Below are 11,635 nucleotides of genomic sequence, written 5' to 3'. Positions count from 1 at the left end.
GGCGAACTCCCCTAAAACAAGACCAATAAAAGAAACCGGAATAAAAGACACGTTATATTGGGCACAAGGCGTTATTCCTCTCTGTTTCTTATGTGATGAGGAACAGAGCATGTACCTTGTGGCGATTTTTAACATCATCGCTCCCCAAAGATCCACATAATCTGTATATAGAGAGACAGGGATCGGGATCAACGATCATAACGCAAAAGACGACACAAATCCTCATTCTTTTACACAGCTTTGACGCTTTTTATCCACAGGGAGATCACCACGCTTTGGCACTTGCAGAATATAAAGGCCCGTAAGAGATACTGTAGTGTAATCATGGCATATAGCAAACTTCATTTAGCTGCCGTTTGAAATTCAATAGGTTGATAATGCTATGATCACGCATTAAGAATGCAATGATAGGTGTATGATCCTTGCGCTTTATTACACAGTCCGTATAATCTTGCACCCTGCGTGTTATGCCAACGATTTTTTCCGGTTAGGTCTGGTGAGGATTTGGGGTTAGCACTTCGGGTAGCAAAAAGTCTGACCTGTCTGTATTGATTGAAATAAAAAAATCTGGCAGGGAGGCAGTCAGGCTCGCGTCATCTTAGATTGACTAGGGGTAGTACATTTTATTACAATCCTGCCTCTTTCTATATATTGATGTTGCGACTGAGGCATCGGTGTCTACTTTATTCTCACTGGTCGCCAACGCATTTGCTGAATCAGTAACAAATTTTAAGCTAGGTAGAAATCGCTATGAAACGCACTTTTCAACCATCCGTACTGAAGCGTAACCGTTCTCACGGCTTCCGCGCTCGTATGGCCACTAAAAATGGTCGTCAGGTTCTGGCTCGCCGTCGTGCGAAAGGCCGTGCTCGTCTGACTGTTTCTAAGTAATAAAGCTAACCAACCAAGTGGTTAAGCTCGCTTTTCCGAGGGAGTTACGTTTGTTAACTCCCGAGCATTTCACTTATGTTTTCCAGCAGCCGCAACGGGCAAGCTCCGCAGAGTTAACAATTCTTGGACGCTTGAATGAGCTGGGGCATCCCCGCATCGGTCTAACCGTCGCCAAAAAAAATGTTAAACGCGCCCATGAGCGTAATCGTATCAAGCGACTGGCTCGTGAAAGTTTTCGTTTAAACCAGCATAAATTGCCTCCAATGGATTTTGTGGTTTTGGTGAGGAAAGGGGTCGCTGAGCTCGATAACCGTGAGCTAACGGAAGCTTTGGGCAAATTATGGCGTCGTCACTGTCGCTTGGCTCGCGCCTCCTGATTGCTTTAATCAGGGGTTATCAGTTAGTGATTAGTCCACTGCTGGGGCCTCGTTGTCGTTTCAATCCTACTTGTTCCCACTATGGCATAGAGGCATTGCGCAGGTTTGGGATGATAAAAGGCAGTTGGTTAACAGTGAAACGCGTATTAAAATGCCACCCTTTACACGAAGGTGGTGATGATCCTGTCCCACCTAAAAAAAACGACGATAACAGAGAACATTAACGATGGATTCGCAACGCAATCTTCTTCTCATCGCTTTGCTGTTTGTTTCGTTCTTGGTCTGGCAGGCGTGGGAAAATGATAAAAACCCACAACCAACGGCCCAGATCACGCAGCAAGCAAATACTACGCTGAGTAGCGAAGCAAGCAGTGGGCAAGGTAAACTGATCACCGTGAAAACGGATGTGCTTTCATTGCACATTAATACCCGTGGCGGTGATATCGAGGAGGCTGATCTGCTGGCCTATCCTGATACTCTCGGTTCCAAAACTCCGTTCAAATTGCTGGAAACAACCCCTGAATTTACTTACCAGGCTCAAAGTGGATTAACGGGTATCAATGGCCCCGATAATCAAGCTGAACGCCCACTTTATCATGCCTCTCAGGATAACTTTGTTCTGGCTGATGGTCAGAATGAATTGCGTATTCCAATGACTTATACTGCGCCGGACGGTGTTGTTTATGTCAAGACCTTCGTTTTAAAACGTGGCGACTATGCAGTTTCTGTTGATTACAACATCAATAACGTCACTGACAAACCATTACAGATGGCCTTTTTCGGTCAGTTGAAGCAGAGCGTTGAGCTGCCAAAACATCGTGATACTGGTAGTAGCAACTTTGCTTTGCATACTTATCGTGGTGCTGCTTACTCTTCTGATGAAGAAAAATACGAAAAATACAAATTTGATGATATTGAAAGTAAAGCGCTTTCCGTGACCACAAAAGGCGGCTGGGTAGCAATGCTCCAGCAATATTTCGCCACTGCGTGGGTTCCGGGAGAAAGCAAAACCAGTACTTTCTATACCAAAGACCTGAAAAACCAAAAAATGGCGATCATCGGGTACAAAGGTGAAGACATCAATATTGCGCCGAATAGCCAGCAGAATATCTCTTCTACCCTGTGGGTTGGCCCTGAAATTCAGGACAAAATGGCAGCGGTTGCACCACATCTGGATCTGACCGTGGATTACGGTTGGTTGTGGTTTATTTCTCAGCCGTTGTTCAAGTTGCTGAAATTCCTGCATGAGTTCATTGGTAACTGGGGCTTCTCCATTATTGCGATTACCTTTATCGTGCGCGGTATCATGTACCCGCTGACCAAGGCGCAATATACCTCAATGGCGAAAATGCGTCTGTTGCAGCCAAAAATCACGGCAATGCGTGAGCGTTTTGGTGATGACCGCCAGCGCATGAGCCAGGAAATGATGGCGCTGTATAAGACAGAGAAAGTGAACCCGCTGGGTGGTTGTTTGCCTCTGGTGATTCAGATGCCAATCTTCCTGGCATTGTATTACATGTTGATGGGTTCTGTTGAATTGCGCCATGCCCCATTCATTGGTTGGATTAAAGACTTGTCTGCTCAAGATCCTTACTACATCCTGCCATTGCTGATGGGTGTGACCATGTTTGTTATCCAGAAACTGTCACCGACTACTGTGACTGATCCAATGCAGCAGAAGATCATGACCTATATGCCTGTTGTGTTCACGGTTTTCTTCCTGTGGTTCCCATCTGGTCTGGTGCTGTACTACATCGTCAGTAACTTGGTTACTATTATCCAGCAGCAAGTTATTTTCCGTAGCCTGGAAAAACGTGGCTTGCATACCCGTGAGAAAAAATAGCTGTTTTTTTAAAATGGTTGTTTTAAAAATATCAGTGGAAGGCGGTCATTGGCCGCCTTTATTATTTTAGCTTTTAACGATAACGAACCTAGGTCAAAAGAGAGAATTTCATGAATACCACCGATACGATAGTCGCTCAGGCTACTCCTCCGGGACGAGGCGGTGTAGGCATTCTGCGTATTTCTGGCCCTAAGGCTGCGAAAGTTGCTGAGGTGGTATTGGGTAAACTCCCAAAACCTCGTTATGCCGATTATCTGCCCTTCCGTGATGCGGATGGCTCTGTGCTTGATCAAGGTATTGCACTTTACTTTCCCGGCCCTAACTCATTTACGGGGGAAGATGTTCTGGAGCTTCAAGGGCACGGTGGGCCGGTTATTCTGGATTTGCTGTTAAAGCGCATTCTGGCGATTTCCGGTGTACGTATTGCCAACCCTGGCGAATTCTCTGAACGGGCTTTCCTCAATGATAAACTTGACTTGGCACAGGCAGAAGCCATTGCAGATTTGATTGACGCCAGCTCTGAACAAGCCGCACGTTCCGCGATGAACTCCCTGCAAGGTGCATTCTCCAACCAAGTCCATGAAATGGTAGAAGCGCTGACTAACTTGCGGATCTATGTTGAAGCCGCGATTGATTTTCCCGATGAAGAGATTGATTTCCTTTCCGACGGCAAGATAGAAGCCAAGTTGGATGAAGTGATCGCAGAACTGGATCACGTTCGTTCACAGGCGCGTCAAGGTAGCTTGTTGCGTGAAGGTATGAAAGTCGTCATTGCAGGGCGACCGAATGCGGGTAAGTCCAGTTTGCTTAATGCACTGGCAGGTCGTGAAGCCGCGATTGTGACTGATATTGCGGGCACAACGCGCGATGTTTTGCGTGAACATATCCATATTGATGGAATGCCACTGCATGTGATTGATACGGCAGGCTTGCGCGAAGCCAGTGATGAAGTGGAGCGTATTGGTATAGAACGGGCATGGCAGGAAATTGAGCAGGCGGATCGCGTGCTGTTTATGGTAGACAGTACGACAACGGATGCCGTTGAGCCTGCACAAATCTGGCCTGAATTTATGGCTAGGTTGCCAGAATCGCTACCTGTTACTGTTATCCGTAATAAGACAGATATGACGGGGGAAGAAACGGGTGTTGCAGAAACCAATGGCTATACATTAATTCGTCTCTCTGCCCGTGATGGGAAAGGTATCGGTTTTCTGCGTGATCACCTAAAAGAAGCCATGGGATTCAACAGCAATACAGAAGGCGGCTTCCTTGCTCGTCGTCGTCATTTGCAGGCATTAAACACGGCAGCAGAACATTTACAGGAAGGCCATCAACAGCTTGTCTTTGCTCGTTCAGGGGAACTGCTGGCAGAAGAATTGCGTTTGGCACAACAAGCGTTGAGTGAAATCACCGGTGAATTTACTTCCGATGATTTACTTGGGCGAATTTTTTCCAGTTTCTGTATTGGGAAGTAAAATAGTAAAACGCATCAAATCAAAACAACATTATGATTTTAAAATAATTTTGTTTTACTTGGTAGGAAGCAATTTGAAGGGTTTTGTCGATTCTTGCGCCAAGTGTGTGCCACAAATAAATTCTGGCGCACAAGATGAGAAAAACCTATGAAAATCAGCATACATAAGCGAGATCCAGATAAGAATGGCTAACGTGCTATCAGGTTGGTTTACTATTTGGCTCAAAGACAACTGAAGACGGCCTGAAAGCCCAAAAACGTTGCTGAGCGCGAACATAACAAAACCACGCTGCAAAAAGCCGAAGCCATTCGTGCCAAGCGTCTGCTGGAAATGGAATCTGCCAAACATGACTTAACAAAATCCGCCGTAAACCCTCGCTCAATGCGGCATAGGTATCTACACATCGCTGAACTGGCCTAAAATGGTTTGCGCCATCTGGGTCAGTTCTTCGGGGGTGTGTTCTGATAACAACATCAGGGCATTCAGTAAAATGCTCCCTGCCAGGAGTGCCGGTGCACTTTCCCGCCTTCCTCGTTTCTGTTGTCTCCCCGATAAACGGCACACCCATGCCCGCGCTCGCGCATTCGCCTCGCCTTCTGACCGCTGCAAACGCCATACCAGAACACACGCCATGCTCACTATCAATAATCGCCTCAGCATCGCTTTTGCACTGCGTTGGAGCCATGACTCAATATCATATCCTGCCCCTTTTATCAGTTTAAAAAATGACTCAATATTCCATCGCCAGTCATACATTGCGCGATTTCATCACGGCTGATGTCTGGGCCTACATTCGTTAATCATGTCCAGCGACACAGCATCTGTCCTGCGTCATCATCCCGTCGTGCCACCACGAGTCTGACTGTCAGGGCGTTTCCCGGCACCGCCTTGACTCGGCGGCCTGTTTCGTTATCGATTCGCTTGGGTTTTGCGACCCGCGTGATATTCACCGCCGTTTCACTGAGCGACAGGTGTGCTTTTTTCCCTTTGTAATCAACTTGCTTGACCTTTGTAAACGCCAGTTCATCCGCTACCTCGCCCAGCTTCCGGCTCCTGCCTTGATATTCAACACGATGGCCTTCCTTACCCCGAATGAGCCGGCGCAGACCTCGGCTATCCAGTTCCCGCATATGGGTAATGGAGTCTCCCTCGCGGTCAATGAGATGAACGCGCGTTTTGCCGACATCCAGCGCTTCTATCCGGAGAATATCTGCTGTCAGTGCATCTAGATGTGTTTGCTTCTCACCCGTATCATCCGAGAACGTTGAGTGACGAGTCAGATTGTCTGTCAGTGTTTGTGCCAAGGGCGCAACAGGCGACCGGAGGCGGCATCAACCCGCAAACGGCTTTGTCGTTCATACCCCACATCTGTAGCATGTGTCATTTGCAAGCGGTGTCGTTTTCCACGATGTGAGAAGAACTGTAGGCAATCCCCTGCAGGGCAAAGGTAATCAGAGGCTGATTAAGCTGACTAAAGGCAATTGGGTCATTATTAAGAAATCGCCAGACAGCCTGAGTCGTGGCAAAAGTCGTTTCCTGTGCACAGGCAATATCTTTGACTGCACTGGCAAGCGGAGTAGAAGGTGTCATATGTTGTTTGACCAGCGTCTGATAGCGCCGGTTAAGCAGGGCATCAAGCCCGGCGATAGTAAGATTTAAGTCATGCGGCTAATTTATGCCACATTATAACGATTTTGTGTAGATACTTATGCCGCATTGGGCGAGGGTTTACGGCGGATTTTGCTAAAAATTCACCGCAAAAAGGCGGTTATAAGGATATCTTTATATCGTGAACACCACAGGCACGCGCATAACGACTGAGTGTGTCGATGGAGGCCTTAACGATATTTCTTTCTATTTTTGATACTGTCGGGGGTTTGATACCCATTTTTTCAGCGACCTGAGCGCTTGTCAGCCCTGCATTCTTACGCCATTCAGCCAGCATATTCTGCATCGCTATCATTAACTCAAGTTCTTTCTCTTCTTCCGCTAGCGCGGCTTTAAATTGGGAATTTTCTTTGGTTCTTTCTTCAATGTAGAGGTCTAAATCATCACGCATCATATTTCCTCTTAATCTCTTGATTACTCTGTCAGCTCATTTCTTCGTGCAACTGCTATCCTGATTTCATTCAAAGGAATGGCATTAGTTTTTTTCACAAAGCATCGTAACAGATAAATTTTTTTCCTGCCGCATAACAAAAAAAACTTCTGGCTATGCCGTCTTTGGCTTTTGCTCTTAGTTCAAACAGTCCCTTGTATCCCTCTATCGGTTTGGAATGCGGCTCTCTCAGTCTGGTCGGGTTTTCCCTCAAACGCTTAATTAACGCGATGATACGCAGTTCCAGCGAATCGGGCAGTGATCTTAGTTCTTCCTTAAAAGCATCATGAAACTTAATTTCAAACATTCAGCAATTCCCTCTTAATGCTCAAATAATAGCCCGCAGCCTAAGTTAGCTCAAGAGCTAATAAATATCATATCGGCACATAGCAATAACCCGCTTTGAAAGCTAACATCATTCAATTACTCTGTTTCAGGTATAAAAATAGCGAGTCAGATGGAAAAATATAGGGGCGGCAAAGCAAAGTGAGTCGACTCTATCCAACATCCCACCATGACCTGCAATGATTCCACCAAAATCTTTCACTCCACTGTCTCGTTTAATCGCCGACATGCATAATCCACCAATAAATCCCATTAAGGTGATCGCTAACGACATCAGTCCCGCCTCCCACGGGGAGAAAGGGGTTACCCAAAATAACGACATTCCCAACAGCACAGAAACCAAAATCCCGCCAACAAATCCCTCAACCGTTTTATTAGGACTAAGCTTCGGTACAATCGGGCGCCTACCCAATAACTTCCCGAATACGTACTGCAAAACATCGGACATTTGCACCACAATCATCAGGAACAACAATAACTTGATATTTTGATTCTCATATTCTGGGATATCCAGCATCAGCAACGCTGGCGCATGGCTGATAGCAAATACCGTCACCAACATCCCCCACTGGATTTTGGCAGTTCGTTCTAGAAAATGAGTGGTATCTCCAACCAAAGCTGTTCGGGCGGGCAAAAATAGGAAGACATAGACGGGAATGAATACCGAGAATAACCCATACCACTGTATACCAACCAAGACATACTGCACCGGCATAAAAACAAAAAAACACCAGAACAGAGCTTCATGATCACTGCGGCGAGTCGGTGTCAGTGTAATAAATTCACGTAAAGCAAAAAATGACATCACCGCAAACAAAATAACCGAACCGATTGGCCCAATGACAATAGCCAAAACACAGATGATACACATCATCCACCAGCCACGAATTCGAGCATTCAGATTATCGATAGTGGCATTGCTCTTTTCCCCCGAATACCAAAAAGCCAAAATACCACCAATCACACTGGCGATAACTAATATCCCGAATATCCCTCCCAGCAACAGCCGCAAATCATGATCAATATTTGTCATGGCACTAACTCCTCTAATATCCATGTTGGATATTTTGATCCCTTTTATATGAAGTGACAGTGATAAGATTTTTTAAACAACGGAATAATCGGACGTAAGATAATCAAGATTGGTTAAGATAACAACAGGCCAGAGAATAAAGGAAATCAGTTGATAAGCATACTTTGATTGATTAAGAAATTGCGCTTAAAACTTCATAGGATAAAATTCAAAAACTGTCAGAACTTACACCACGTTATAACATCGTATTTTTGTTCGTGCCTGACTGGTGAAAATGGTACAAAATACCAGCCAGAAATCCATTTTCCATTCTGGTAAGGTCATGTTTAAAGAAACCATTAAAAGCCACTTATCTTGGGGTACTTTTTTCGTCGGTGGTTACATCGCGCTTGTCTATGTAACCGGCATAACGCGTTATAAAAACTTATTTTTTGCATTGATGGCGTTAACTGCACTCTACTTTCTTATTAAAAACCCCAAAGGATGCCTCTCTGCGTTGAAGAACAACATCATACTGGCCTTGGGGATATTAACTTTGGCCTATCTCTATTCGATTGTTATTTCACCAGATCCAAAACTCAGTTTCAGTGAAATAAAAACACCTTTTTTTAGAGATGTCGTTCTCTCCAGTATCATCATTACATTAGCATTAAGTCATACGGACACAGTTAAAATTCAGAAAATGATTATTGGTTCATTTCTGCTTGGATTGTTATTCATTACACTAAAAGAAATGTACCTGTTTTATCTGGATTATCAGAACAATATCATGCCATTCACCAGCTATAACCACCGCAGTGTGTCAGATGGCATTGTTTTCTTCTTTCCAGCACTAGTGGCCCTTTGGCATTTTCAAAAACCCCAAAATTATGTACGTTTGGCTCTAACAATTTTACTAATCTTATCCGTACTCTTTGTATTGCTAGGAACACTTTCCAGAGGGGCTTGGCTTGCCGTTTTTGTAATGTTTTTCATGATGATAATCATGAACAAAAACTGGAAAACGTTCATCGTCAGTATCGTTTTTATCTGCGCTGCCATATTTGCTATTAAATCTGATTATCTTGGTAAGCACTCGACTCTAACCTATAAATTGGAGCAAACTGATAGTAGTCATCGTTACAGCAATGGAACGCAAGGTTCAGCACTTACCTTAATTTTAGAACATCCCCTTAAAGGCTATGGTGCTGGCAACAAGATCTATGACCAAATTTATAATGAGAGCGCCAAAAATTATCCTGATTGGATATATCAAACTTCCCTGGGTCCTCATAATATTTTCCTAACCGTATGGTTTTCTTCAGGAATATTGGGAATGGGCGCCTTTTTATTTTTAATCTTCTCTTATCTGAAACAATCAGCTCAGGAGTGGAACACAAGTATCGGCTACAATAAGCAAGCTGGGTTGATCTTACTTATCTCTTTCTTTGGATATTTTATTGTCAGAGGGAACTTTGAAAGTGTTCATTTGAACATTTTAGGTATCTACCTTGGCTTACTGGCTGCATTGTGCCAGCAAAGATGGAATGAAGCTTAACTACGCTGAGGGCTATTCAATCTTTTTGGATAGCCCAAAATGAGTCTACTGATAGTTAAAACCACTCAGCTAACGCTTTTGACAAAGACACACTGACATTACTCCAATCGTATTGGTTCATTGCTGTTTTTTTAGCATGTTCGGCAACAATGTTTAAATTATCTCTCAACAGAGTATCCGAAATATCTTTGGCAATACTTTCTGGAGACAAGGGTTCTTGCAGTAAAAATCCCGTATTTTCAGGGAGCACGAACTCTTTTATTCCTCCCCTAGGACTGACCAAAACAGGTATACCACACGCCATTGATTCCAAGGCAACCATACAAAAGGCTTCTTCTCCTAATGAGGGAACAACCGTTAAATCAGCAAGTGGATATACTTGGTGCATATCTGCCGGAGGTATACTCCCTGCAAGAATACAGCTACCCGCCATTCTTGCGGCTTTATCCAACACTTTTTTCCGATAAACTTCTCGCTCGCCTTTTTTTACCGTTATATGATCTCCAACCAAGAGTAGCTTGATATTTTGATCTTTTTTGTGCAGCAAATTGACGGCATCCATGAGTTCAATAACACCTTTGCCCTTATCTAATCGGCCAGCATACAAGATGACTGTTTCGTTATTTCTTAGACCAAAATGTTCTCTTTTCCAGCTAACGTCCTGCTTATACAGTTTTCTATCAATACCATTCGGTACTACTTTAATATTCTCAATCTTTGCTTCTGAACGAAAAAAATCAGCTAAAAAATAGCTAGGAGTAATGAGCTTTGTTTCAGGCCCTAAATCAACCACTTTATGTTTATTATGCAGATGAAGGATCATTAGTTTTTCTGGATAAAACTGCTTCACAGAGTTATAAAGCGAAATAGAATTCTGAATGATCAAAATCGGCTTCTCATCATCCGAACTTTGATAACGCATAACAATATCTATCACCCTTTTGGCATAAGGGTAAGGATCTAAGCGAAACCATTTCCTAAAAAAACGTTTATAGATTGCACTGGTGTGTATTCTATGAATGGTGGCATATTCACTGACTTTTTCTACAGTTTTCTCTGTTCTTTCCCCTTTACAAATAACCAAATTATTAGCCTGACTGATTTTGGCTACGTTATAGATCCACCACTCTACTGCGGCTGCATAGTTTGGAGGAATAGAATGAAATTCAGGAGCAACAAAAACAAATTTTTTCATGAGAAAACAATCAGTAGAAATCATTCATCGGATTAGATAAAAAAAGGCCCGTTTATGCAAGTAAACTCATCGACAAAAAAGTCCCTAATCAGGGAAAAGTTTTTTCTCAGAAAAGCCCGGCGATTCTTCTGGCGATGTGTAATATTCTGAGAACCTTTATAGTTTCCCTATCCTCATCGTAACGATAGAGCATGATGAAAGGAAAATGAGAAATAACGAGTTTTCTATAACGCTCATCCGGGTTGTTGAGCGCCTTTATGCCTACATATGGGGTTACTTTCAGAAGTTCAGCCATTTCCACGAACTTTGCGTCAACTTCATCAGCCAATAACAGCCCAGCCTGTTCAAAGAAATAGAGATAAATTTGCTCTCGGTCAGTTTGCGCATTTTCTTCCCATAAAATAGTGATCACTTTATCCCCTACTCAGCTTATTACGCAGTAGAGCCATCCGGCGCTGGCTTTCAGCCTCATCAATAAAATAAGTCGAACCGTTTTCACATCGGTCAATCGCTTTTTCAATTTCCGCTTCTAACCAGTGAGCATGGGTATTTTTTTGATACTCACGTTCTTCATCCGCCAATTCTTCGGCTTTTTGCCTCATTAATTTTGTTAAGTCTGTCTGATAGCGTTTGGCTGCTTGCATGGCTAAACGCTTGGTTTCTTCATCAATACGAAAATGAATCGTCTCCATTCATTCCTCCCTTAGTTCGTTATCATTTCAAAATATGTTGTCATTTGTGTTGTCATATTAGCACAGTAGACTAAAACAACAATGCTGTTTTAAAAAAGAACAATTTTGCTGACTGAGTAAATTTCAAATATCGCCGTTCGCTTCAGCAA

14 protein-coding genes and 1 pseudogene are annotated in these 11,635 nt (G+C 43.6%); 6 read left to right on the top strand and 9 right to left on the bottom strand.

The features are described from left to right. The first annotated feature begins 750 nt into the window (after positions 1-750). The 5 genes from rpmH to mnmE all read left to right on the top strand — a co-directional run bounded on the left by rpmH (position 751) and on the right by mnmE (position 4,586). Positions 751-891 carry a 50S ribosomal protein L34 gene (gene rpmH / locus WDV75_RS22045; protein ID WP_000831330.1) on the top strand — a complete coding sequence of 47 codons (141 nt, stop codon included), beginning with the start codon at positions 751-753 and terminating at the stop codon, positions 889-891. A 17-nt stretch (positions 892-908) separates the two neighbouring features. After that, positions 909-1,268, top strand: a complete 360-nt coding sequence (gene rnpA / locus WDV75_RS22040) for a ribonuclease P protein component (protein ID WP_189759000.1) — start codon at positions 909-911, stop codon at positions 1,266-1,268. Continuing rightward, positions 1,232-1,492 (top strand): membrane protein insertion efficiency factor YidD, encoded by a 261-nt coding sequence (yidD, locus tag WDV75_RS22035; RefSeq protein ID WP_047771132.1) that lies wholly within the window; start codon positions 1,232-1,234, stop codon positions 1,490-1,492. The genes rnpA and yidD overlap by 37 nt, the downstream gene beginning before the upstream one ends. 2 nt (positions 1,493-1,494) lie before the next feature. Next, positions 1,495-3,111, top strand: a complete 1,617-nt coding sequence (gene yidC, locus WDV75_RS22030; protein WP_273570333.1) for a membrane protein insertase YidC — start codon at positions 1,495-1,497, stop codon at positions 3,109-3,111. 110 nt (positions 3,112-3,221) lie between these two features. Further along, a complete protein-coding gene (gene mnmE, locus WDV75_RS22025; RefSeq protein ID WP_273570334.1) occupies positions 3,222-4,586 on the top strand; it encodes a tRNA uridine-5-carboxymethylaminomethyl(34) synthesis GTPase MnmE in 1,365 nt (454 codons plus the stop codon). Positions 4,587-4,982: 396 nt separating this feature from the next. On the opposite strand, the gene WDV75_RS22020 is transcribed toward mnmE, so the two are convergent. From WDV75_RS22020 to WDV75_RS21995, 6 genes and pseudogenes are all read right to left on the bottom strand, one after another. Further along, complete coding sequence (locus WDV75_RS22020) at positions 4,983-5,342, bottom strand: hypothetical protein (protein ID WP_273570335.1); 360 nt, start codon at positions 5,340-5,342, stop codon at positions 4,983-4,985. Positions 5,343-5,386: 44 nt separating this feature from the next. After that, complete coding sequence (locus WDV75_RS22015; RefSeq protein WP_273570336.1) at positions 5,387-5,890, bottom strand: hypothetical protein; 504 nt, start codon at positions 5,888-5,890, stop codon at positions 5,387-5,389. Between the two features lie 76 nt (positions 5,891-5,966). Further along, positions 5,967-6,176 (bottom strand): hypothetical protein, encoded by a 210-nt coding sequence (locus WDV75_RS22010; RefSeq protein ID WP_273570337.1) that lies wholly within the window; start codon positions 6,174-6,176, stop codon positions 5,967-5,969. A 178-nt stretch (positions 6,177-6,354) separates the two neighbouring features. After that, positions 6,355-6,648, bottom strand: coding sequence for a helix-turn-helix domain-containing protein (locus WDV75_RS22005; protein ID WP_273570338.1), 294 nt, complete (start codon positions 6,646-6,648; stop codon positions 6,355-6,357). 20 nt (positions 6,649-6,668) lie between these two features. Then, positions 6,669-6,991: pseudogene (locus WDV75_RS22000) on the bottom strand (type II toxin-antitoxin system RelE/ParE family toxin). Positions 6,992-7,117: 126 nt separating this feature from the next. Beyond that, positions 7,118-8,062: a phosphatidate cytidylyltransferase gene (locus WDV75_RS21995; RefSeq protein WP_273570340.1), complete on the bottom strand. Its 945-nt coding sequence runs from the start codon at positions 8,060-8,062 to the stop codon at positions 7,118-7,120. Positions 8,063-8,384: 322 nt separating this feature from the next. On the opposite strand from WDV75_RS21995, the gene rfaL reads away from it, so the two are divergent. Continuing rightward, on the top strand, positions 8,385-9,599 hold the full coding sequence (rfaL, locus tag WDV75_RS21990; protein ID WP_273570341.1) for an O-antigen ligase RfaL: 1,215 nt from the start codon (positions 8,385-8,387) through the stop codon (positions 9,597-9,599). Between the two features lie 55 nt (positions 9,600-9,654). Here rfaL and WDV75_RS21985 read toward each other — a convergent pair whose 3' ends face one another. The 3 genes from WDV75_RS21985 to WDV75_RS21975 form a co-directional block, all read right to left on the bottom strand. Then, the gene (locus WDV75_RS21985; protein WP_273570342.1) at positions 9,655-10,794 is read right to left on the bottom strand and encodes a glycosyltransferase; all 1,140 of its coding nucleotides are present in this window, start codon (positions 10,792-10,794) and stop codon (positions 9,655-9,657) included. Positions 10,795-10,900: 106 nt separating this feature from the next. Beyond that, positions 10,901-11,206 (bottom strand): type II toxin-antitoxin system RelE/ParE family toxin, encoded by a 306-nt coding sequence (locus WDV75_RS21980; protein WP_273570343.1) that lies wholly within the window; start codon positions 11,204-11,206, stop codon positions 10,901-10,903. 1 nt (position 11,207) lies between these two features. Beyond that, positions 11,208-11,486, bottom strand: a complete 279-nt coding sequence (locus WDV75_RS21975) for a damage-inducible protein J (protein WP_273570344.1) — start codon at positions 11,484-11,486, stop codon at positions 11,208-11,210. Positions 11,487-11,635 lie beyond the last annotated feature (149 nt).

Origin of the sequence: Xenorhabdus griffiniae, from assembly GCF_037265215.1 — a bacterium.
Lineage (GTDB): Bacteria > Pseudomonadota > Gammaproteobacteria > Enterobacterales > Enterobacteriaceae > Xenorhabdus > Xenorhabdus griffiniae.
This window is presented reverse-complemented; position numbering and strand designations above follow the sequence as displayed.